Below are 21,226 nucleotides of genomic sequence, written 5' to 3'. Positions count from 1 at the left end.
GGGCAGTCGGCCCCGCATCAAGCTTAGTTGCTCAGCCGCCCTGGACGCCGGAAGACGGGCCAGAGGTCCGCTCCGGAGTCGGCTGGAGCGGCTGTGTTCAGCTGCGCAGACGCCGGCGGGCGAACAGGACGCCGGATCCGAGCAGGAGAGCTGCGAGAGCCGGTGCGACGAGTCCGCCGGCGAATCCCGTGTCCGGCAGCTTCGCGGCATCGACCGACGCGACCACCGGGGTCGGCGTGGGGGTCGGCGTCGTCGGCGGTGCGAGCACGGGGATCGACGATGCGGGGATCACACACTCCTCGACGGAGAATCCGGCGGTCTCGCCTGCACTGGTGACCTCACCCGTCACGGTGTTGAGCGATGCGGCGTTGAACGTGACCGCCGAGCCCACCACCCCGGTCAGATCGGTGCCGCGCGGAGCGGTGTCCGCCACACGGATCGTGAAGCTGAGCACGGAGGCGGAGGCGTCGATGGCGTCGAACGGCCACTCGAACTGGCTCGGGACGATGCGCGGGCTCTCCGGGATCTCCAGGGCGTCGTGGTCGCTCATCCAGGTCAGTCTGGCGCCTTCCGGTGCGTCCTCGACACTCACGGTCTCGCCGGGCCCTGCGGCGGCGCCGACGAGTTCGACGTCGAACGGCAGCCCTCCCGTCGGCGGGAAGCTCGTGGTGATCCCCTGGGACGGAGTCGGGGCGCCGACGAGCTCGAAATCGGAGCCGAGCGTGGTGACGCTCGTGCCGTAGCGGAGGTCGACGGGTGTCGTCGGGAGGGTCAGGTACTCGTCCGCCTCGGAGGCTTCCGCCGTCGAGAGCGTCGCGTCGACCAGATCGACCCGGAAGGTCCCCGCACCCAGATCCGTCACGCGGTACAGGTAGTCGCTGCCGTCGGCGACCTCGCACAGGACGTCTCCCTGGGCGGCCGATGCCGGTCCGGCGAACGCCAGAACACTGCCGGCTGTCAGCATTCCGGCCGCGATGAATCCCCAGGTACGTCGTTGTGTCATGCGTGGAAATGTAGCAGTAACCAACACTTGTGGGCCATAAAGGTTCGGTATTTTGCCCCGCGGTCGGTGCCCCCGAAGCGGCACTTCGACGCGACGCGCGTGCACGTCGACCCGGCTGCCGTATCCTGGGAGGCGTGACTGAGGAGAAGACGCCGAGCATCTCGCGGCCCGAACGCATCCTGGCCTACATGGTCGTGACGATCGTCGGCGTGTCGATTGCGGCGTTCGTCGCCGTGATGATCGGCACGGCGACCGGTATGCACCAGGCTGACTTCGCCGGCGGGGTGTGGCCGTTCGTGACCATCCTGCCGCTCGTCGGCCTTCCCATCGCGTTCCTGCTCCTCATCGCTCTGATGATCGTCGGCGCCATCCGGCGCTCACGCGAGTCCCGCGGAACGTCGTCGCGCTGAACGTCATGAGCGACGCCTTCGCGATCGCGCGCCGGCTCCGGGAGACACCGGACGACGCGCTCCGCGAACTGCTGCGCGAGCGTCGCATCGTCTCCCCCAAGATCGGCGACTTCTTCGATCTGGCCGAGGCGCTCCTGGACGAGCAGAACATCAGCCGCGTCCTGACGCTCCAGGACCGCAACACGCTCGCGGTGCTGGTCGCCGCTTCGCGCACGTCCACCGGCGGGGCCGGCGGTCGCCCAGCCACCAGGGCGGACCTCGTCCAGGCGACGGGGCTCCCCGAGGACGTCGTCCGCGACGCCGTGGGCACTGCCGAACGGCTCCTGCTCGTCACCACCGTGGACGGCGCCGACGACGCGTCATCTCCACCTTCCGACGCCGTGGTCCCGGTCGCCCCGCTCGGCGCGGTGTTCGCCGCGTGGCCTGCACAGGGGCTCCCGTCGGCCGACGAACTCCTCCGCCTCGCCGCTGCAGCGCCAACCGCACAGGTATCTGAATCCGGCCCCGAAGCCGGCGAAGCCTCCCCCTCCGAAGCACCTCCGTCCGCCGACCACCACCCCGGCCCGGGGAACATCGACCAGGCCACGATCGACCAGATCGGTGCGGAACGCGCGACGCTCGGCGTCGGAGTGCTCGCCGAGAGCATGCACGAACTCGCCAAGGATCCTGCCCGCCAGTTGGGCCGGGGCGCGCCCTCCATGCCCGACCTCAAGCGGATGGCGGCCGCCGCGAATTCGACGACCACCCAGGTCGAGCTCATCCTCCAGACGGCGGCCGATGCCGGACTCACGCTCGTGGTCGGCGGATACATCCGGGTGAGCGAGGCCGGCGAGTCCTGGCTCTCCTCGACCGTGTCCGAACGGTGGCGCTTCCTCGCGACGGCCTGGCTCTCATCGATCCCCGAGACCTTCCGATCCCGCGCGATCGACGCGTACCTGAGCGGTACCGCCGACCTCCAGACGGACCTCGCTGCGTGGTACCCGGCCGGCGCCGAGACGCTCAAAACCGCGGCCGGGCTCGTGCAGGCTGCCGGTGAACTCCTCGGCGTGAGCGTCGAGGGCACCACAACCACCCCGGCCCGTCGGCTCCTCCTCGGCGAGGACGATGCCGCCGAGCAGGCCCTCGCCGCCCTCCTGCCGGCGGAAGTGAGCCAGGTCGTGTTGCAGGACGATCTCACGGTCATCGCGCTCGGTCCGCCAGAGGCGTCCCTCGATGCAAAGCTCCGGCTCATCGCCGATCCGGAGGGCCGCGCCCAGGCGTCCAGGTACCGATTCACCTCCGCGACGATCGCCCGCGCCCTCGCGGACGGAGAATCCGCGCAGTCGCTCCTCGACTACCTGCGCTCCGTGTCCCTCACCGGCATCCCACAACCGTTGCAGTACCTCATCACGGAAGCGGAGCATCGGTTCGGACGGGTGCGCGTCGGGCTCATCGGGGCGAGCGATGACGGCTCTGCCGAGGCCGGACGTGTGTCGTACGTGCGCTCGGAGGACGCCGGGATGATCGCGGCCATCAGCGTTGACCAGGGCCTCGGCCCGCTCGGGCTCCGACACACCGACCAGCACCGACTGGCCTCCAGGCTCTCGCCGGAGACGGTGTACTGGGCGCTGCACGACGCCAAGTACCCGGTCATCGCGGAGGACGAACACGGCGCACCGATCCAGATCAGACGGCAGGCGCCTGCACGGACGACCGATGTCTCCCCTGCAGCGACCGCGCCGGACCTCGTCGCCAGACTCCGCGACGGCGACGCCGGCGACACCGGCAGGGCGTGGCTGTCGAAGCAGCTGGAGATCGCCGTCCGCGACCACACACCGGTGACCGTGAGCGTCGTCTTCGGCGACCGCGCTGCGACGTTCACACTCGAACCGACGAGCCTCTCCGCCGGCCGGCTCCGCGGGCTCGATCGTGCGGCCGACGTGGAACGCACCCTCCCGCTGTCGACCATCACGGAGGTCCTCGCCGCACGGTGAGCGGACCAGCGCGGGGCCCAGGGACGGTGCCGAGCGCGCGACTTCACCGACGCACGGGGTGTATCCAGAGCAGACCCCGGTAGACTTGAGGGCTATGTCTGATGGACCACTGATCGTCCAAAGCGACCGCACCGTGTTGCTCGAAGTCGCGCACCCGCTCGCCGAGGACGCACGACACGACCTATCGGTCTTCGCCGAGCTCGAACGCGCGCCAGAGCACATCCACACCTACCGCATCACGCGGCTCGGACTGTGGAACGCCCGTGCAGCAGGTCACGACGCCGACTCGATGATCGAGACGCTCGAGCGGTACTCCAAGTTCTCCATCCCCGCATCCGTCACGGTCGACATGCGCGAGACCGTGAACCGCTACGGCCGGCTCATCATCGAACGCTCCGCGGACGGCGAGTTGATCCTCCGCTCCGCGGACCAGCCGGTCCTCACCGAGGTCGCCGGAGCGAAGCGCATCGCCCCGCTCCTCATCGGCCACCCGAGCCCCGACACCTTCCTCGTGGAGCCGTGGGCCCGCGGTCAGTTGAAGCAGGAGCTCGTGAAGCTCGGTTGGCCGGCGGAGGACCTCGCCGGATACACGCCGGGGACGCCGCACCAGATCGATCTGATCCAGGACGACTGGACCCTGCGGGGATACCAGCAGCAGGCGATCGACAACTTCTTCGCCGGCGGGTCCGGGGTCGTTGTGCTGCCATGCGGCGCAGGCAAGACACTCGTCGGAGCCGGGGCGATGGCGTCGGCCAGCACCAACACGCTTATCCTCGTCACCAACACGGTTTCTGCCAGGCAGTGGCGTGACGAGCTCCTCAAACGGACCTCGCTCACCGAGGACGAGATCGGCGAATACTCCGGTCAGGTCAAAGAGGTCAAGCCGGTCACGATTGCGACCTATCAGATCCTCACCGCCAAGCGGAAGGGCGAGTACGCGCACCTCGCGCTGCTCGACGCGATGGACTGGGGACTCGTGGTGTACGACGAGGTCCACCTGCTGCCGGCGCCAGTGTTCAAGCTCACGGCGGAGCTGCAGGCGAGGCGCAGGCTGGGCCTGACGGCGACGCTCATCCGTGAGGACGGCCGGGAGGGCGACGTCTTCTCGCTCATCGGCCCGAAGCGGTTCGACGCGCCGTGGAAGGAGATCGAGGCGCAGGGCTTCATCTCCCCTGCCGCGTGCTTCGAGGTGCGCGTCGACCTGCCGCAGTCCGACCGGCTGAGCTACGCGGCGGCGGCCGACGACGAACGCTACCGGCTGGCCGCGACCGCGCCGGCCAAGCTCGACGTCGTGAAGTCGCTCGTCGAGCGTCACCGCGGCGAACGGATCCTCGTGATCGGTCAGTACCTCGATCAGATCGAGGAGCTCTCGGAGGCGCTCGGCGCGCCGCAGCTCACCGGTTCGACCCCCATCGACGAGCGGGAACGCCTCTACCAGGCCTTCCGCGACGGTGAGGAGGAGGTGCTCGTCGTGTCGAAGGTCGCGAACTTCTCGGTCGACCTCCCGGAGGCGACGGTCGCCATCCAGGTGTCCGGCTCGTTCGGTTCTCGGCAGGAGGAGGCGCAGCGCCTCGGTCGCCTGCTGCGTCCGAAGAAGTCCGGTCTCGCCGCCAACTTCTACACGCTCGTCGCACGCGACACGGTGGATCAGGAGTTCGCGCAGAACCGTCAGCGCTTCCTCGCCGAGCAGGGGTACAGCTACACGATCCTCGACGCGCACGCACTCGCCGCCGTCTGACCCGTCCCCGCCGGTCCCTGAGCCCGTCGAAGGGCCCCGCAACATCATCCCCGCCCGGTCCCTGAGCTCGTCGAGGCTCCACAACACCGTCCCCGCCCGGTCCCTGAGCCTGTGGAAGGGCCCGTTCACAACTCAGGAGCGCCCTCGGCGTGTCGTCCCAGATCCACCGGATCGGACGCGACGCGCCGGGGCGCTCCTGAATTGCGAACGGCCTCGCCGAGGCGGCCGCGATGACCTACGCGGCTGCGGGGGCCTCGGCAGCAGAGGCAGCAGGCGCAGAGGGCGCAGCAGACGCGCCCGTCGCGACCTGGACCTTGCGCGGCTTCGCACGCTCGCTCACGGGAACGGTCACGTTGAGCACGCCGTTGACGTAGCTCGCAGCGATGTGCTCCGTGTCGATGCCCTGTCCGAGCGTGAACTGGCGCAGGTAGCTGCCCGTCCGACGCTCGCGGGCGATCCAGGTGATGTCGTCGCCGCTCGCGGGCGTGCGCTCGGCACGGATCGTGAGCAGCTGCCCGTCAACGTCGATGTCGACCGACGCGGGGTCGACGCCCGGCAGATCGGCGCTCAGGACGTAGACGTCGCTGTCGCGGTACAGATCCATCGGGATCTTCCGCGGCCCTGCAGTGGCGCCCTGCAGGCTTGCAGCGAGACGTTCGCGGTCACGTGTGGGGTCGAAGGTGAGAGCCATGGTGTTCCTCCTGTGTCAGGCACAGTCGGGAGCGATGCGGCAGCCCGGCTGATCGAATGAAAGTTGAGTGGATGTGACTCAACTCTCCAAAGATAATCGCGCACGCCGATGAGACCTTCCCCTGTTCGCGGACAGCGAGCGGGACGGGGGGCACCCGCCTCAGTTCAGTTGAACTCGCGTCGGGTGACCGCGATGACCGGCTTCGTGAACAGCAGGACGAGCACCACGAGCGATGGGATGAGCAGCAACCAGCCGATGCCCGGCTGCGCGAACACCCCCTGGAACGCGCCGATCGCCACCGCGATCTGCACGATCTGCCAGGTCACGGCCCCACCCCGGATCCAGGTCCGCCGACGGATCGCACCGATGGCGAGTGCGCTGACGAACACCGTGGCAATGAGCAGGATCACGAAGATGGCGAGTGCGCTCGCGAACGAGGACGGCTTCGCCGCGACGAGTTCGAAGAGGAACCAGGCGGACAGGCCCACCATGAACAGCGCCTCGATACTGAGCAGCACCACGAGCGCCCGCACGGCGGGTCGCCTGCTCGCGTCGTCGTTCGTCGATTCGCCACGCGCATTCTGGTCGGTACTCACAGAGGTATCCCAAACTTGACTATTGATTTGCCACTACCGATATGAAACCATGATTGAGGCCGATTTGACGTCCACGAGGAAGTGGACAGATCCCATTCTGGACGATCATCCCCCTCGCAAATCGGCATTCGCTTCCCGACCCCATTGATCGGTTGAAGAAATCTACCCTGCAATAAAAGGAGTACCCCTATGGACTGGCGCGACAAAGCTGCTTGCCTCACCGTCGACCCCGAGCTGTTCTTCCCGGTCGGCAACACCGGTCCGGCCGTCGACCAGATCGACAAGGCGAAGGCAGTCTGCGCCAACTGCACCGTCACCGAGGTGTGCCTCCAGTACGCGCTCGAGACCGGCCAGGACTCGGGCGTCTGGGGTGGCCTCAGCGAGGACGAGCGCCGCGCTCTGAAGCGCCGCGCAGCTCGCGCCCGCCGCGCTTCCTGACTCACAGCCCCCGGCTTCGCACACCACGACCCGTTCGGTGTGCGGGGCAGGGGGTTTTTGTGTGCCTCCGGCACGCCGCGCCCTGACACCCGAGGGGCAGCGATCAGTTCTTCGCGACCCAGCGCAACGGCACCTCGATCGTGACCTCGGTCCCGCTCCCCATCAGCGTGTGCCAGTCGATCGTGCCGCCGAGCTCACCCTGGATGAGCGTGCGCACGATCTGCGTGCCGAGCCCGGATCCGACCTTGCCCTCCGGCAGACCTGCTCCGTTGTCGCGCACCTGCACGGACAGCACGTCGTCCGTCCGGTTCGCAGTGATGGCGACATCGCCGTCACGACCGTTCAGCCCGTGCTCGACCGCGTTCGTGACGAGCTCCGTGAGCGCGAGCGCGAGCGGGGTGGCGTACTCGCTCGGCAGGTTGCCGAACGTGCCGGTGGACGTCGGGCGGACCGTTGTGTTGTGCGAGCTCGCGACCTCCGTCACGAGCAGCAGCACGCGCTGGAACACCTCGTCGAAATCGACGTTCTGGTTGAGGCCCTCCGACAGCGTGTCGTGCACAACCGCGATGGCCGCGACCCGGCGCATGGCCTGGCTGAGCGCGTTGCGCGCCTCCTCGGAGTGCGTGCGGCGGGCCTGGATGCGCAGCAGCGACGCGACAGTCTGCAGGTTGTTCTTGACCCGGTGGTGGATCTCGCGGATCGTCGCGTCCTTGGTGATGAGCTCCTGCTCCTGGTGGCGCAGTTCGCTGACGTCGCGGCACAGGACGATGGCGCCGATCCGGTCGCCGCGGCTGCGCAGCGGGATGGCGCGCAAGGAGATCGTCACGCCCTTGTTCTCGATGTCGGTGCGCCAGGGGGCACGACCGGTCACCACGAGCGGGAGCGATTCGTCGACGGTCAGCGTTCCGGGCAGGAGGTGTGTGGTCACCTCGGCGAGGGACTCGCCCTCGAGCTCCTCGTCGAAGCCGATGCGGTTGAACGCGGAGAGCGCGTTGGGGCTCGCGAAGGTGACCGTACCGTCGACATCGAGACGCATCAGGCCGTCGCTGGCCCGCGGTGCGCCTCGGCGAGGGCCGGTCGGTGCGCCGAGGTCGGGGAAGTCACCGGCCGCGATCATCTCGAACAGGTCGCTCGCGCAATCGTTGAACGTCAGCTCCTGACGGCTGGGCGTGCGCGCCTCACCGAGGTTCGTGTGCCGCGTGATGACGGCGATGGGCGCGTCGGCGTTGACCTTCTCGGTCGGTGAGAGCCTGCGGGCGACGGGAACGGCGCGGACGCGCGTCGGCGTCTCCTCATACCAATCGGGTGCCGAGGACTCGATGATGCGGCCGCTCTCGAAGCAGTCGGTGACCTGTTTGCGCCACTCCTGCTTGATCGACTGGCCGACGAAGTCGCGGTAGAACAGCGTCGCGGCGCTCGACGGGCGCGAGTGGGCGACCGCGATAAAGCTCCCGGACGCCGTCGGCACCCAGATGACGATGTCGGCGAAGGCGAGGTCCGCGAGCAGCTGGCTGTCGGCGAGCAGCATGTGCAGCCACTCGACGTCTTCTGCGCTGGAGCGCCCCTGGGCGAGTACAAGATCACTGAGCGTCGACACTCCCCCAGTCTAGGGTCGGCCGCGCGCCTTTCCTGTGGAGGTCCTCCGGGCGGCCCGTGTGTCGGCGCGCGCTTCGGCCCGTGTGTCGGCCCGTGTGTCGGCCCGCGTGTCGGCGCGTGTGCCGGCCCGCGCTTCGGCTCGTGCTCCGGCGCGTGCGTCGGCCCGGCTGATCGACGACACGGTTCGTTCTGGAAGGGTCTTCGCTGCGAGCTGCCGGATCGCCGCGGCGAAGGCGGACCGGCCCGAGCGCTCCCGGATCGTCCGGCCCGCGATGACCGCCGCATCGATCCTGCGCTGCTCCTCCGGCAGCATCCCGGCCGCCGAGACGCCGCCGAATCGAGCGAGCGTCGTGGCGATCTGACCTGCAGGGTCGAGCCCCACCGAGGAGGCCCGTACCCGATTGACGACGATCGACACCCTGGCGGGGTCGACGAGTTCAACCAGCTCGGCATGCCCACGGAGCAGCCGTGAGATGCCAACGGGGTCCCCCGTGCCGACCTCGATGATGTGGTCGGCCGCCCCGAGGACGGCGAGCGCCGCCGCATTCCGTCACGGTGCGAAGAAGTCGCTCGAGATCTCCTCGTCCGCTTCGATGCAGCATCCGGTGTCCACGATGACCACGTCTGCCCACGCACGGCAGGCGAGAAGCGTCGCCTCGACCCGTTCCCCGGTCAGTTCGGGCCAGCGTGACGATCTCGCGATGCCGGTGAGGACCCGGAACGCGCCGGTCGCGGCCGCGTGGATGACGGAGATGCGTTCGAGCTGTCCGGCGTCGAGCGCTCCGGAGGCGGCGAGGCGACAGGCCGCCGCGAAACCGGGCGCCTCGTCCAACAGGCCGAGCATCGGTGCGATCGACGCCGCGTACGTATCGGCGTCAGCGAGCACCACACGCCGGCCGGAGGAGGCGAACTCGGCGGCCAGGTTGACGGCGATGGTCGTGGCTCCCGGCGAGCCGCTCGCGTGCCACACGGCGAGCACCGTCCCAGGTGGCCGAGCGGCCGCCTGCATCGTCTCGCCACGTCGCATCGCGGCTCCGAGGGCCTCCAGCCCTGCGGACAGGGGCAGCACGTCCACAGCGTCTGCTCCGGCGCCGGCACAGAGCGCCGCAACCCTGCCTGCCTCGGCCTCGCCGTCCGACACGATAAGCAGGCGTGCTCCGTACCGGCGCGCCTCCTCGACGAGCGCGGCCGTCACGTGCCGTTCACCACCCGAGACCACAACACGGTCGATCTGCCCGCACGCGCTCTGCGCAAGTGCGGAGATGACAGCCTCGGCGTCGATGCATCGGCCGACCACCCGATGTCCGTCCTCAAGCATTCGTGTCAGGATGTCCGCCTCCATCGGCTGATCCACACCGAGGAGGATGCGGGAGGCGCTCATGCGCCCGGCTCGGCAGGGACCAGGGACACGAGGTGTTCGGCGGCGATCGCGGCGAGCACCGTCGCGACCTTCGACCGCGGAACCGAGAGTTCGACCGAGACGCCGTCACCCGAGCCGAGCGGTCCATCCTCCTTCGTCACGGTGACCACGGTGACCGCGGAGACGAGCACGGTCGGCGGCCCGTACTCACCCGACTGCAGCGGCGCGGCGGACCAGACGTCGACGACCGTTCCCGTCTCGATCTCCTGCGGCAGCGCGCCCGCCACGGTGACGACGACCGCTGCGACGCCCACCGCGGTCGCATCGCCCACCGCGGCCACCGGCAGCAGCTCGCCCTTACCGACGGTGCGTGTGACCACGAGCCCGCCCTCCGGCAGGGATCCGACCCGCACGTACATGTCCTCCGACTGACCGAGCCTGACCTGAACGGTCCGCAGCTGGGCCGGACCGGCAGCCTGGCCGGCCGTGAGCGTCGATCCTGCCACATATACGGCGACCGTCCGGTCGGACGCCGTGACGAGCCACCAGACGCCGACGAGGCTCACGACCACGAGGGCGATCCCGATTGCGAAACGCGGATCGAACCACGGGCCGCTCCGGCGGGCGGCCTCATCGGTGAATCCACGTCCTCTGGGGCCGGCATCGGTCATGGCAACTCCTCCCGCCGACGTCGCCGGCTCGCTCAAGGCCGCATCGACGGCCTGTTCCCATGGTGTCGACTTCCGCGGGAGCGCGAGAAAGTTATCCACAGACGCGACCGACTGCGTTCCGACCATCGTCCGCAGCCGATAATCGAACCATGAACGTTCTCCAGGACGACACCGCACTCGGACGATTCCTGACGATCGCGGACACCGCGGACATCCTGAACGTCTCAACGACCGATGTCGCCGAGTTGATCGATTCCGGGCAGCTCCCGGCCATCCGGGTCGGCCGCGGCGGGCCGTGGCGCATCGAGCGCGACGTCCTCGAGGGGTACATCGACGGACAGTACGAGGAGGCCAGGCGCAGCGCGCTCTGGCAGCAGGCGCAGCTGGCCGATCTCCCCGAGCTGAGCGGCGGCCGCATCATCCGTCAGCAGCACCCGTTCGGCTGAGCCGGTTCAGCAGCACCCACTCAGCGGCCCCCCTCAGCCGAGCCCGCTCAGCCGAGCCCGCTGCGCTCCACCGACACCACCGTGCTGAAGGCGATCACCCGGATCTCCACCACGTTCGACGAACGACGCGACGACCCGGGCTCGTGCACGGCGACATCCAGGTGATCACGACCGACCCGGTCGATCGTCCCGTGGACGGTCCCCGTGGCGCACGCGATGCGCACGGCCGTCCGGCGGCGGCTCAGATCCCGCAACACGAACGAGAGCGTCAGCCGATCCACGAGCCGTGATTCCGGTCGGTCGGCGGGTGCGAGGCTCATCTCCACCTCCGCCGGACCGAGCCGGATGGATGACACCGCCCACATGGGGATCACCAGCTCCCGATGCTCGGCCCCGGCGACGACCGCGGCGAACCAATCCCGGCCGAACGTCCGCGGAATCAGCCGGAGAGCGGAGCCGTCCGCGAGCTCGAGCAGCACGGGCGCCCCACCGGCCCGTGCACACGCGAGGATCCGATCGCGCAGCGTCAGCCGACCGCGTCGCAGACGTTCCTCCTCGAGGTCGAGACCCGCATCGTCGACTCCGAGCTCGTGGTCGAGCTGACCGGCGAGATCATCGAACAGGCTGTCCCATCGCATCCGTCGACGCTAGTGCGCTGCGGCCATCCGCGTCGGGAGTTCTCCACAGGCTTCAGTGACTCTGGACTTCCAGTACGCCGACATGCTTTGATGTGGCATTCCAGTTTGCCAGCCGTCGATGACGACCGAACCGCGTACGGAGACCGAGATGAGCATTGCTCTGCCAGACGACGACGCCGCTGCGTCGCGTCGCCGAGACCACCACCTTCCGCATCCGGTCGATCCTGCGCCGTCGGACCGCTTCATCGCGGACGATTTCTTCGGTCAGCAACCCGTCTCCACCGCCAAGCTGCCGGACCCGAAGCCCCTCCTCGTGAATCTCACCAGGAGTGTGATCGAGGTCATCGCCGGGGCGAGGGATCTGGCGCAACTCGCCAGATGGATCACCGCCGACGTGCACACGGTCCTCCTCAAGCGCGCGATCCTCGCCGAGCGCGCACGTCGGGTTCGTGGTCTGCCGACGGCACGCCCGGTCGTGCAGATCGGCACGGTCACGGTCTCCGAACCGCGTGACGGCGTCATCGAGGCGGTTGTGATGGTGCACACCAAGACGCGGTCGAGGGCCGTCGCCATCCGCTTGGAGGGCCTCGACCGCCGCTGGCGAGCCACCTCCATCAGCGTCCTCTGATCCCGCAGGCGGACGACGATCCCCTGGAGACGACAACGGCCGCCGATCGATGATCGGCGGCCGTTGTGCAGCGGGTGGCGCTGGTGTTACTTCTTGCCCTTCGCGCGGCGCTCCGCGCGGTTCACCGGTGCCGCCTCGGAGTCGTCGGCCTTCTGACCGAACGCACCACGAGCAGCAGGCGCCGGGACGTTGCCCTCTGCGGCGGCCTTCTCGATGGCTGCTTCACGCTGCAGACGCTGAGCCCGCTCCGTGGCGGCCTTCTCGATCTGACCGCGCTGGTTGCGCACCTCGACGCCGCCCTGCTCGCTCGGAGCGGAGTAGCTGAGCTTCTCGTTCTCGGGCGTCTCCTGGGTCAGACCGCGAGCGGAGATGGCCGGAGCCTCCTCGCCCTCGATCGCATTGACCTCGACCTCGAGGTTGAACAGGAAGCCGACGCTCTCCTCGCGGATCTGCCCCATCATCTGCTGGAACATGGCGTAGCCCTCGCGCTGGTACTCGACCAGCGGGTCGCGCTGCGCCATGGCGCGCAGGCCGATGCCGTCCTTGAGGTAGTCCATCTCGTACAAGTGGTCGCGCCAGCGGCGGTCGATCACCTGGAGGACGACGCGACGCTCCAGTTCACGCATGGCGGTCTCGCCGAGCGCTTCCTCACGGTTGGAGTACGCGAGCTTCGCGTCGGACAGGATCTCGCGGCGCATGAAGTCGCGGTTGATGCGACCCTTCGCTCCGGCCTCCTGCACGACCTCGTCGATCGTCAGACCGACGGGGTACAGCGTCTTGAGCTCCGTCCACAGTGCATCGAAGTCCCAGTCGTCGCCGTTGCCCTCTCCGGTGTGCTCGTCGAGCACCTCGTCGATGACGCTCTCGAGGAACTGCTGCGCACGATCGTGCAGGTCGTCGCCCTCGAGGATGTGGCGGCGGTCGCCGTAGATGGCCTCGCGCTGGCGGTTGAGGACGTCGTCGTACTTGAGGACGTTCTTGCGGATCTCGGCGTTGCGCGCCTCGACCTGCGACTGCGCGCTGCGGATGGCGCGGCTCACGATCTTGGACTCGATCGCGAGGTCGTCCGGAACGTTCTGGCGACCCATCAGGCTCTCTGCCGCACCGGCGTTGAACAGGCGCATGAGGTCGTCGGTGAGCGACAGGTAGAAGCGGCTCTCACCCGGGTCGCCCTGACGGCCGGCACGACCACGCAGCTGGTTGTCGATGCGACGCGACTCGTGGCGCTCGGTGCCGAGCACGTAGAGACCGCCGGCCTCCACGACCTTGTCGGCCTCTTCACGGACCTCGGCCTTGACGGCGGCGAACACCTCGTCCCAAGCCGCCTCGTACTCCTCCGGCGTCTCGGACGGGCTGAGGCCCTTCGCATTCATGGCCGCGACAGCGAGGAACTCGGCGTTGCCGCCGAGCATGATGTCGGTTCCACGACCGGCCATGTTGGTGGCGACGGTGACGGAGCCGAGGCGACCGGCCTGAGCGATGATCGCGGCCTCACGCGCGTGGTTCTTCGCGTTGAGGACCTCGTGCTTGACGCCCTTCTTCGCGAGCAGGCGTGAGAGGTACTCGCTCTTCTCGACGCTCGTGGTGCCGACGAGGACGGGCTGGTTGGCCTGGTGGCGCAGGACGATGTCCTCGGCGACCTGGGCGAACTTCGCCTCCTCGTTCTTGTAGACGAGGTCGGACTGGTCGATGCGCTGCATCGGCTTGTTCGTGGGGATCGCGACGACGCCGAGCTTGTACGTGGACATGAACTCGGCCGCCTCGGTCTCCGCGGTACCGGTCATGCCGGACAGCGTCTTGTAGAGACGGAAGTAGTTCTGCAGCGTGACCGTCGCGAGGGTCTGGTTCTCCGCCTGGACGGCGACGCCCTCCTTGGCCTCGATCGCCTGGTGGATGCCCTCGTTGTAGCGACGACCCTGCAGGATGCGGCCGGTGTGCTCGTCGACGATGAGCACCTCGCCGTTCATCACGACGTAGTCCTTGTCCTTCTTGAACAGCGCACGAGCCTTGATCGCGTTGTTCAGGAAGGAGATGAGCGGCGTGTTGGCCGACTCGTACAGGTTGTCGATGCCGAGGTAGTCCTCGACCTTCTCGATGCCGGGTTCGAGGACGCCGACGGTGCGCTTCTTCTCGTCGACCTCGTAGTCCTCACCGGACTCCAGTCGGAGCGCGAGACGTGCGAACTCCTGGAACCAGCGGTTCGCCTCACCCGATGCGCGACCGGAGATGATGAGCGGCGTGCGCGCCTCGTCGATGAGGATCGAGTCCACCTCGTCGACGACGGCGAAGAAGTGGCCGCGCTGGACCATGTCCTTGGCCTGCCACGCCATGTTGTCGCGAAGGTAGTCGAAGCCGAACTGGTTGTTCGTGCCGTACGTGATGTCCGCCTCGTACTGCTCGCGCCGCTGCTCCGGTGTCTGGCCTTCGAGGATGACACCAGTCGTCATGCCGAGGGCGCGGAAGACGCGCCCCATGATCTCGGACTGGTACGACGCCAGGTAGTCGTTGACCGTGACGACGTGCACACCCTTGCCGGCGATGGCGTTGAGGTATGCGGGGAGCGTCGCGACGAGGGTCTTGCCCTCACCGGTCTTCATCTCGGCGATGTTGCCGAGGTGCAGGGCCGCGCCGCCCATGATCTGGACGTCGAAGTGACGCATGCCGAGCGTGCGGCGCGCTGCCTCGCGCACCGCCGCGAACGCCTCGGGCAAGAGGTCGTCGAGGCTTTCGCCGTTCGCGTGACGCTCGCGGAGCGTCGTCGTCTCGTCCTTCAGCTCGTCATCGCTCAGATCGGCGAAGTCGTCTTCGAGGGCGTTGACCGCCTTCGTGTAGCTCTGAAGCTTCCTGAGGATGCGTCCTTCGCCGACACGAAGGATCTTCTCTAGTGGTGAGGCCACGAATTGCTCTCCATTTACGTGCTCAGGGGGCTGCGCCCCGTCCGGCCGACGGCGCGGACTCGCTGTCACCGATCTCGGGACAGTCCTCCCCATATGTTACCGGGGAGGTGCATGGATGGAGGCTGTGTGTCGGCATCCGATTCACCCAGCAGTGAACGCCGCAGGTTCGGAGGCGTGCCCGGCCTCCCCGTTTTCGGCCGTTGAACACGTAGAGTCGGCAGTGTTCAGTACACGGTACGCAATTTCGTCTGCAGCTCCAGGAGGAACGATGTCGGTCAAGTTCGGGCTGCTCGCGATCCTGTCGGAGGGCGATTGCTACGGGTACCAGCTGCGCGGCGAATTCGATCGCCGGACCGGCGCCCGCAGTTCGCTCAACGTCGGACAGACGTACACGACGCTGGACCGTCTCGAACGTGACGGCCTTGTGGAACGCGGGGACGTGAACAGCGAGGGACACGTCTTCTACCGGATCACCCAGGCCGGGCGCCTGGCCGTGACGGATTGGTTGGACGCGGCCGAAGCGTCCGCGCGCGCCTCACGAGACGACCTCGTGACCAAGATCGCCATCGCGGTGACCTTGCCGGGCATCGACGCCGCCGCGGTCATCGCGACCGAACGGCTCGCACTGCTCGACCGCCTCGCAGCGCTCACCCCCGTCCCGAGCGACGATCAGATCGCGGCGGGGATCGTCGATTCGGCGGCACGGTTCAAGGCGGAGGGCGAACTCGCCTGGCTCGATCACGTCGAACGGACGATCCTCACGGGCCCCGTCCGCGCGGACTTCCCGCTCGCGCAAGACATCCCGCGCCGGGGCAGGCCGTCCGCCCAGCAAGCCGCAACCGTCTGACGCGCAACCGCCTGAGCACTCCGGGCACCAGACCTGTTCGCAATTCAGGAGCGGCTTCGGCGAGTCGGCCCAGAACCGCTAGATTCGGCGCGACACGCCGGGGCGCTCCTGAGTTGTGAACAGACAGAACGGGCAGGGGCGGGGACAACGAACGGCCGCCCGGAAACCGGACGGCCGTTCGTGTGAGCTGGTATCAGGCCTGTTCGTCGAGGCTGATCACGCCGTAGTCCCACCCCTTGCGGCGGTACACGACGCTTGCGCGTTCCGTACCTGAGTCGATGAAGAGGAAGAAGTCGTGGCCGACGAGTTCCATCCGGTCGACGGCGTCCTCAAGGCTCAACCATTCGGCCGGGAACTCCTTCGTGCGGATGACGACGGGCGTGTAGGCCTCGTCCTCCTCGTGCTCGGCCGTGAGCGTCGCCACGCTCCCGGTCGAAACCTGCTCGAGCAGTTCCGGCGCGGCCGCCTGAATGGCGACACCGCTGAACCCTGCGGTCGAGGCCTCCTGCAGCGAGGTGCGATGCTTGCCGCGGCGCACCTTCTTCCGATCCTTGGATCGTCGAATGCGTTCCAGGAGCCTGGCCAGGGCGAGATCGAATGCGACGTATTTGTCGGAGCCCGTCGATTCCGCTCGGACGAGTGGTCCAGGACCGACGAGCGTCAGCTCGACCCGGTCTTCGCCCTTGCGTCCGTGTGCGTCGTGGTGACGGGAGACCTTGATCTCGAGCGACAGCGCCTGCTCGGCGAGGTGCTCGACCTTCTCCGACTTCTCGTTCGCGTACTCGCGAAAACGGTCCGTGATTCCGAGTCCCAGTCCGACGATGTTGATGTCCACGTTCGACCTCCTGATCCGGCTGACCGCCCGGTCTGGGGCGGTCCTTTCACGCCTGTCCTGCCACCGTAGTGCCGAACCCTGCATATGTCATCAGCGTTCGCCGACTTCGTCTGATACTCGGTTCCGGGGACCGGTCGAATCGGCCCTGGCGAGCGCCGCGACCGCGACGACGACTCCCCCGGCGTCGGCGACGGCCCGCATCGCTTCCCTGGCCGTCGCGCCCGAGGTGACGACGTCGTCGACCAGGATGAAGGTGCGGCCGGCGAGGTCCGCACGAGCGGCGAGTGCGCCGTCGAGGTTCGCGGCCCGCTCGGCCCGACCGAGGCCGCGCTGGTCTGCGGCGCGACGGGTCCAGCGCAGGACTCGCGATGGGGTCAGCCCCGCCCGCCGCACGAGCGTGTCGACGGGGTGGAACCCCCGCGCGACGGATGCCGCCCTGGTCGTCGGGATGGTCACGAGCTCGATCGCGCACTCCGAGGGAATCTCCTGCCGCGGGTCCGCTGTGCGAACGTCGTCACTTTCCAGACCGTCGACGGCCGCGACGATCGCCGAGCGGAGTGCTGCGGAGAGCACACGGGCGAGATCCGTGCGTCCGCCGTTCTTGTAGGCCAGGACGATGCGCGCAACGGTCGGGTCGTAGATCGTCGCGGCGGAGCCCCTGACGTCACGGGTGCCCCTTGCCCCGCTGACCCCGCTGACGGCACCGACAGTCCCGACCGCGGCGCCCCCGCCGGACACCCCCCATCCGGTCGGCGCGTCCAGCGCCCCGGAGCACACATCGCACAACGTCAGCCCGGCGGCGCCGCACCCCGCGCAGACGACCGGCACCACAAGCGTCCACACCTCACGCAGCGCTGCCAGCACGACGTCCGACGCCGTCCCTCGCCGCCGCCGATGCCCGTCCGTCCACGCCATGCAGACGAGCCTCCTCGATCCGCGACGGCAGGCCTTGCGCCATCGACCGATCTGTGGACGACCTGCCGGATCAGTGCCCTGTGAGCAGCACCAGGGATCAGTCCGTCGAGCCCATCTGCGTCGCAATGAATGCGACGCCCTGACCGGCCACCTGCCAGGCCGAGCCCCGCGGCACCATGATCTTGCCGTCAGAGGTCAGCGCACGCAGCTGGTTCGGCCCGTTGCCGCCGACGAGGCCAACGACGCCGTTCAACGCGGTGACCGGGGTCGACTTGCCACCGACCTGCTGGCTCACCATCCGGGTGTCGCCGTTCGGTTCGTCGACGAGCACCGCGACCGTCAGGTCATCGACCCAGGTGACGCTCACCGGCTCGCCGGCCATGACTTTCAGATCGTTCGGTTCGCCGAGCTTCGTCGGGACGTTGCGATCGCCCCTGATGATCGCGGCCGCGACGAGCCGCAGCTGCGATCCACTGCGGATGAGCGCGACGACGCGCGTCCCCTCCCGGGAGACCTGCAACGACTCGATCGACGACGCCTCGGGCCAACTCGTCGCGATGGGGGTCGCAGCACCCGTGTCATCGTGCGCCACGAGCGCACCAGGCGACCCGCTCGGCACGGTCCAGGTGAAGCCGTACGGATCCATCGCCGGGGCGATCAGTCCGGGCCTGGCGTCGACGAGCACGGGATCGGCCCCTGCGTCGATGACCGTCACCCCTGCCGCGGAGCCGATCGCCGCGCGACGATGATCCGCTGACAGCACTGCGGACGTCGCACCGGCGGCGATGACGGCCGGGGAGATGCCAGGCACCTGCTCGATGCTGTCGCCGGACAGGAATCCGAACGCGGCCCCCTGCAGCACGAGCGGACGCGAGTCGACCCGCGGCGGCGTGAGCACGAGCGGTTGGATGGGCGCGGTGCTGTTGCCGTCGATCGTCACGGCGACGCTCGACACCGCTGCGACGCCGCTCACGCTTCCGGAGAGCTGCACGAGGCTCGTGGTCAGCTGCAACTGCATCCGTTGGAGGGTCACAGCATCGGCTTGGAGCGCCGGCCGCGTGAGGTCGACCTTCGCCTGCCCCACATCGACGGGCACGGCATCGCTCGTGAGCGCGCTGCCCTCGGGGAACGCGGTCGCAACGGCGCCCTTCAACCACTCGCTCGGACCGTCGAGCAGGGCGCTCACGATGCGCGTCGCCGTCGATGCACGCGACGGGAACCATCGCTGATCGGGGACGATCCGGGAGAAGCTCGGGTCGAAGAAGCTCAGGGAGTACGCGGCGAAGACGTCGCTGAACGCTGAGGACTCCAGCACGATGCCCGGCGGAGCCTTCGAGATGCGCCACTCCCCCTTCACCTGCTCGAACGTGAAGTCGTAGCGCAGCTGGGCGGAGTTGGCTGACTCCTTGTACTCGCCGCGGGCATCGACCTCCGCCACCGGCGTCACGGCGAACTGCGCCGATCGGTCGCCGGTGGTCGTGTAGGTCCTGGCGCCGGGCTGGTCGATCGTCACGCCGGCGTCCGGGTTCCAATCACCGCGCACCGATGGCGTGAGGAACTCGCGTGCGATCTCGTAGTTGTTCTGCGGGCTGGCCGCTGCATCGACGAAACCGTTGAGGATCTGCTCCTGGGTGGCGCCGGCCGACGGCCCCTGCGCCACGAAGTTGACGTCGATGTCGGATCCGGAGGTGTCGACGGTCCCGCCGGCCTGCACGGACCCGGAGCGCGGGATGCCGACGCACCCGGTCAGGACCACGATCGCGGCGAGCGGGACGACCAGGAACCTGGCACGCCACAAGCTGGCCGTGCGTCTACGATCGGTCATCGTCGTCTCCCGCCGTGTTCGGACGTTTGGATCCGCCCTGCAGCCGCTTCGCGAACGGCGGCCACACGGTCCCGATCGATCCGGAGGCCGGGTTCCGCAGTTCGTCGACGACCGATTCGATGGCGTCCTCCGGCGGCAGGCTGAGCGGCGATCTCGCGATGCTGCCGCCCTCCTCCCGTGGCAGGGTCAACCTGAACGAGGACCCGGCTCCCGGCTCCGACCACACGTCGAGCGTGCCGTGGTGCAGCGTGGCGTCCTCCCGGGAGATCGCGAGCCCGAGGCCCGTGCCGCCGATCGTCCGCTTCCGGGACGGATCGGCCCGCCAGAACCGGTCGAACACGCGCTCGGTCGCTTCCGTGTTCATCCCGAGGCCGTAGTCGCGGACGGTGAGGGCGACGGCGCTCTCATTGCTGTCGACCGTGACCACGATCGGCCGGCCCTCGCCGTGCTCGATCGCGTTGCCGATGAGGTTGCGAACGATCCGCCTGATCCGACGGGGATCCATCGCGACGTTCGAGTACCCGCCTGGCGCGACGAGACGGACGTCCGACCCGGTCGGCTCGGCGAGCGGCCGCAGCTCCTCGATGACGTCACCGGCGAGGTTCACGAGGCTCGTGAGTTCGAGGTCGAGTTCGATGCTGCCCGCGTCGTAGCGGCTGATCTCCAGGAGGTCCGCGAGCAGGAGCTCGAACCGGCCGACCTGGTCGTGGAGGAGCTCGGCGGTGCGTTCGGTGGCCGGCGGGAAGGTGTCGCGCTGGTCGTAGAGGACGTCGCCGGCCAACCGGATGGTCGTGAGCGGCGTGCGCAACTCGTGCGAGACGTCGGAGACGAAGCGCTGCTGCACGAGCGACAGCTCGGCGAGCTCCTTGATCTGGGTCTGCATGCTGTCTGCCATGCCGTTGAACGATCTGGCGAGGGTCGCGAGTTCGTCCTCGCCCTTCTCCGGCATGCGCACGTCGAGGTTGCCGTCCGCGAGCCGTTGGCTCGTCTCGGCGGCGGATCGGATGGGCGTCGCGAGGAACCGGACGACGAGCCACGCCGCACCGCCGACGAGCAGCATCAGCCCGAGGCCTGCGAGGACGAGGGTCTGCTGCACAAAACCGAGGGTCTGTTCGGAGTCACGGAGGTCGTAGCCGAGGTAGACCTGGTACGACCCGGCCGAGGGCATCGTGACCTCGGAGCCGACAACGATCCCCGCCGATTGCGTGCCGTCGGAGGCGGTGAGGGTGACCGATTGCCACCACTGGTCGTCCGGCGACTTCTGCACGGCGTCCCGGAGCGGCTGGGTGACGACGCCGCCCGCGAGCCCAGGCGCTTCGAACCCCGGGGGCGCGACGGCGCTGTAGTCCTGGCCGGGGGCGCGATAGGCCGCGATGAGCCGGCTGGCCGAGGTGGCTTGGAGGTCGCTGCGCACCGCGCTCATCAGCTGCTGCAACGCCACCCGCTCCGTCGCATCGGAGGCGTCGAGGATCCCCTGCGCGCTCGTCATGGCACGACCGGAATCGGCGAGCGCCTGCTGCAACCGCGACTGGAACAGGTCGTTGCCGATGCTGAACGACAGGTACGCGCCCGTGATCACGATCGCAAGACCGGACAGGCCGACGGTGATCGCGACGGTGCGGAACTGCAGCGATCGCCGCCACAGTCCGGAGAGCCGTGACGGCCAGGAACGCCAATCCCGCCATTCGACGGACCAGCCCGCGAGTCGGGCGGCCACGA

The 21,226-nt window shown here is 68.6% G+C and carries 20 protein-coding genes; 7 read left to right on the top strand and 13 right to left on the bottom strand.

Features of this window, described 5'->3' with window-relative positions; all coding sequences use genetic code 11:
* Window positions 1-97 precede the first annotated feature (97 nt).
* The gene (gene mprA, locus ACL9RL_RS02455; RefSeq protein ID WP_422778624.1) at window positions 98-1,003 is read right to left on the bottom strand and encodes an MprA protease, GlyGly-CTERM protein-sorting domain-containing form; all 906 of its coding nucleotides are present in this window, start codon (window positions 1,001-1,003) and stop codon (window positions 98-100) included.
* Between the two features lie 134 nt (window positions 1,004-1,137).
* Between mprA and ACL9RL_RS02450 the strand changes: the two genes are divergently transcribed.
* The 3 genes from ACL9RL_RS02450 (at window position 1,138) to ACL9RL_RS02440 (ending at window position 5,124) form a co-directional block, all read left to right on the top strand.
* Window positions 1,138-1,413 (top strand): multidrug ABC transporter ATPase, encoded by a 276-nt coding sequence (locus ACL9RL_RS02450; RefSeq protein ID WP_422778623.1) that lies wholly within the window; start codon window positions 1,138-1,140, stop codon window positions 1,411-1,413.
* 5 nt (window positions 1,414-1,418) lie between these two features.
* Window positions 1,419-3,386, top strand: a complete 1,968-nt coding sequence (locus ACL9RL_RS02445; RefSeq protein ID WP_422778622.1) for a helicase-associated domain-containing protein — start codon at window positions 1,419-1,421, stop codon at window positions 3,384-3,386.
* Window positions 3,387-3,480: 94 nt separating this feature from the next.
* Entirely contained in the window at window positions 3,481-5,124 is a 1,644-nt protein-coding gene (locus ACL9RL_RS02440) for a DNA repair helicase XPB (RefSeq protein WP_422778621.1), read from the top strand.
* A 235-nt stretch (window positions 5,125-5,359) separates the two neighbouring features.
* Here the strand turns inward: ACL9RL_RS02440 and ACL9RL_RS02435 are convergent, their stop codons facing one another.
* Together ACL9RL_RS02435 and ACL9RL_RS02430 are read right to left on the bottom strand one after the other, a co-directional pair.
* Window positions 5,360-5,815 (bottom strand): Hsp20/alpha crystallin family protein, encoded by a 456-nt coding sequence (locus tag ACL9RL_RS02435; RefSeq protein WP_422778620.1) that lies wholly within the window; start codon window positions 5,813-5,815, stop codon window positions 5,360-5,362.
* A gap of 164 nt (window positions 5,816-5,979) precedes the next feature.
* Entirely contained in the window at window positions 5,980-6,411 is a 432-nt protein-coding gene (locus ACL9RL_RS02430) for a hypothetical protein (protein WP_422778619.1), read from the bottom strand.
* A gap of 189 nt (window positions 6,412-6,600) precedes the next feature.
* On the opposite strand from ACL9RL_RS02430, the gene ACL9RL_RS02425 reads away from it, so the two are divergent.
* Entirely contained in the window at window positions 6,601-6,849 is a 249-nt protein-coding gene (locus ACL9RL_RS02425) for a WhiB family transcriptional regulator (RefSeq protein ID WP_422778618.1), read from the top strand.
* A 103-nt stretch (window positions 6,850-6,952) separates the two neighbouring features.
* On the opposite strand, the gene ACL9RL_RS02420 is transcribed toward ACL9RL_RS02425, so the two are convergent.
* The 4 genes from ACL9RL_RS02420 to ACL9RL_RS02405 form a co-directional block, all read right to left on the bottom strand.
* Window positions 6,953-8,446: a sensor histidine kinase gene (locus ACL9RL_RS02420; RefSeq protein WP_422778617.1), complete on the bottom strand. Its 1,494-nt coding sequence runs from the start codon at window positions 8,444-8,446 to the stop codon at window positions 6,953-6,955.
* Window positions 8,447-8,455: 9 nt separating this feature from the next.
* Window positions 8,456-8,863 (bottom strand): MinD/ParA family ATP-binding protein, encoded by a 408-nt coding sequence (locus tag ACL9RL_RS02415; RefSeq protein WP_422778616.1) that lies wholly within the window; start codon window positions 8,861-8,863, stop codon window positions 8,456-8,458.
* Between the two features lie 132 nt (window positions 8,864-8,995).
* Window positions 8,996-9,826, bottom strand: a complete 831-nt coding sequence (locus ACL9RL_RS02410; protein ID WP_422778615.1) for an AAA family ATPase — start codon at window positions 9,824-9,826, stop codon at window positions 8,996-8,998.
* Window positions 9,823-10,476 carry a hypothetical protein gene (locus tag ACL9RL_RS02405; RefSeq protein WP_422778614.1) on the bottom strand — a complete coding sequence of 218 codons (654 nt, stop codon included), beginning with the start codon at window positions 10,474-10,476 and terminating at the stop codon, window positions 9,823-9,825. Before ACL9RL_RS02405 ends, ACL9RL_RS02410 begins: the two co-directional genes overlap by 4 nt.
* 149 nt (window positions 10,477-10,625) lie before the next feature.
* Here ACL9RL_RS02405 and ACL9RL_RS02400 point away from each other — a divergent pair, with 149 nt between their 5' ends.
* Window positions 10,626-10,922: a helix-turn-helix domain-containing protein gene (locus tag ACL9RL_RS02400; protein WP_422778613.1), complete on the top strand. Its 297-nt coding sequence runs from the start codon at window positions 10,626-10,628 to the stop codon at window positions 10,920-10,922.
* A 47-nt stretch (window positions 10,923-10,969) separates the two neighbouring features.
* Here ACL9RL_RS02400 and ACL9RL_RS02395 read toward each other — a convergent pair whose 3' ends face one another.
* Entirely contained in the window at window positions 10,970-11,560 is a 591-nt protein-coding gene (locus ACL9RL_RS02395) for a hypothetical protein (protein WP_422778612.1), read from the bottom strand.
* Window positions 11,561-11,708: 148 nt separating this feature from the next.
* Here ACL9RL_RS02395 and ACL9RL_RS02390 point away from each other — a divergent pair, with 148 nt between their 5' ends.
* Window positions 11,709-12,188 (top strand): Rv3235 family protein, encoded by a 480-nt coding sequence (locus tag ACL9RL_RS02390; RefSeq protein ID WP_422778611.1) that lies wholly within the window; start codon window positions 11,709-11,711, stop codon window positions 12,186-12,188.
* Window positions 12,189-12,274: 86 nt separating this feature from the next.
* Here the strand turns inward: ACL9RL_RS02390 and secA are convergent, their stop codons facing one another.
* Window positions 12,275-15,085: a preprotein translocase subunit SecA gene (secA, locus tag ACL9RL_RS02385; RefSeq protein WP_422778610.1), complete on the bottom strand. Its 2,811-nt coding sequence runs from the start codon at window positions 15,083-15,085 to the stop codon at window positions 12,275-12,277.
* Between the two features lie 268 nt (window positions 15,086-15,353).
* Here secA and ACL9RL_RS02380 point away from each other — a divergent pair, with 268 nt between their 5' ends.
* A complete protein-coding gene (locus ACL9RL_RS02380) occupies window positions 15,354-15,932 on the top strand; it encodes a PadR family transcriptional regulator (RefSeq protein WP_422778609.1) in 579 nt (192 codons plus the stop codon).
* Between the two features lie 193 nt (window positions 15,933-16,125).
* Here ACL9RL_RS02380 and hpf read toward each other — a convergent pair whose 3' ends face one another.
* The 4 genes from hpf to mtrB all read right to left on the bottom strand — a co-directional run bounded on the left by hpf (window position 16,126) and on the right by mtrB (window position 21,224).
* A complete protein-coding gene (gene hpf / locus ACL9RL_RS02375; protein ID WP_422778608.1) occupies window positions 16,126-16,767 on the bottom strand; it encodes a ribosome hibernation-promoting factor, HPF/YfiA family in 642 nt (213 codons plus the stop codon).
* 90 nt (window positions 16,768-16,857) lie between these two features.
* A complete protein-coding gene (locus tag ACL9RL_RS02370; protein ID WP_422778607.1) occupies window positions 16,858-17,682 on the bottom strand; it encodes a ComF family protein in 825 nt (274 codons plus the stop codon).
* 97 nt (window positions 17,683-17,779) lie between these two features.
* Window positions 17,780-19,507: a GerMN domain-containing protein gene (locus tag ACL9RL_RS02365; protein WP_422778606.1), complete on the bottom strand. Its 1,728-nt coding sequence runs from the start codon at window positions 19,505-19,507 to the stop codon at window positions 17,780-17,782.
* Window positions 19,494-21,224, bottom strand: a complete 1,731-nt coding sequence (gene mtrB, locus ACL9RL_RS02360) for an MtrAB system histidine kinase MtrB (protein WP_422778605.1) — start codon at window positions 21,222-21,224, stop codon at window positions 19,494-19,496. Before mtrB ends, ACL9RL_RS02365 begins: the two co-directional genes overlap by 14 nt.
* Window positions 21,225-21,226 lie beyond the last annotated feature (2 nt).

This window comes from Plantibacter sp. Mn2098 (genome assembly GCF_049319745.1).
Lineage (GTDB): Bacteria > Actinomycetota > Actinomycetes > Actinomycetales > Microbacteriaceae > Plantibacter.
The sequence above is the reverse complement of the archived record's forward strand: the minus strand, read 5'-3'. Positions and strand labels throughout refer to the sequence as shown.

Coding starts and splice junctions, on each gene's coding strand:
- ACL9RL_RS02410 (WP_422778615.1), bottom strand. CDS start 9,826: ATGAGCGCCTCCCGCATCCTCCTCGGTGTGGATCAGCCGATGGAGGCG.
- ACL9RL_RS02425 (WP_422778618.1), top strand. CDS start 6,601: ATGGACTGGCGCGACAAAGCTGCTTGCCTCACCGTCGACCCCGAGCTG.
- ACL9RL_RS02400 (WP_422778613.1), top strand. CDS start 10,626: ATGAACGTTCTCCAGGACGACACCGCACTCGGACGATTCCTGACGATC.
- ACL9RL_RS02405 (WP_422778614.1), bottom strand. CDS start 10,476: ATGACCGATGCCGGCCCCAGAGGACGTGGATTCACCGATGAGGCCGCC.
- ACL9RL_RS02395 (WP_422778612.1), bottom strand. CDS start 11,560: ATGCGATGGGACAGCCTGTTCGATGATCTCGCCGGTCAGCTCGACCAC.
- ACL9RL_RS02440 (WP_422778621.1), top strand. CDS start 3,481: ATGTCTGATGGACCACTGATCGTCCAAAGCGACCGCACCGTGTTGCTC.
- ACL9RL_RS02370 (WP_422778607.1), bottom strand. CDS start 17,682: ATGGCGTGGACGGACGGGCATCGGCGGCGGCGAGGGACGGCGTCGGAC.
- ACL9RL_RS02390 (WP_422778611.1), top strand. CDS start 11,709: ATGAGCATTGCTCTGCCAGACGACGACGCCGCTGCGTCGCGTCGCCGA.
- ACL9RL_RS02380 (WP_422778609.1), top strand. CDS start 15,354: ATGTCGGTCAAGTTCGGGCTGCTCGCGATCCTGTCGGAGGGCGATTGC.
- ACL9RL_RS02435 (WP_422778620.1), bottom strand. CDS start 5,815: ATGGCTCTCACCTTCGACCCCACACGTGACCGCGAACGTCTCGCTGCA.
- mprA (WP_422778624.1), bottom strand. CDS start 1,003: ATGACACAACGACGTACCTGGGGATTCATCGCGGCCGGAATGCTGACA.
- ACL9RL_RS02365 (WP_422778606.1), bottom strand. CDS start 19,507: ATGACCGATCGTAGACGCACGGCCAGCTTGTGGCGTGCCAGGTTCCTG.
- ACL9RL_RS02445 (WP_422778622.1), top strand. CDS start 1,419: ATGAGCGACGCCTTCGCGATCGCGCGCCGGCTCCGGGAGACACCGGAC.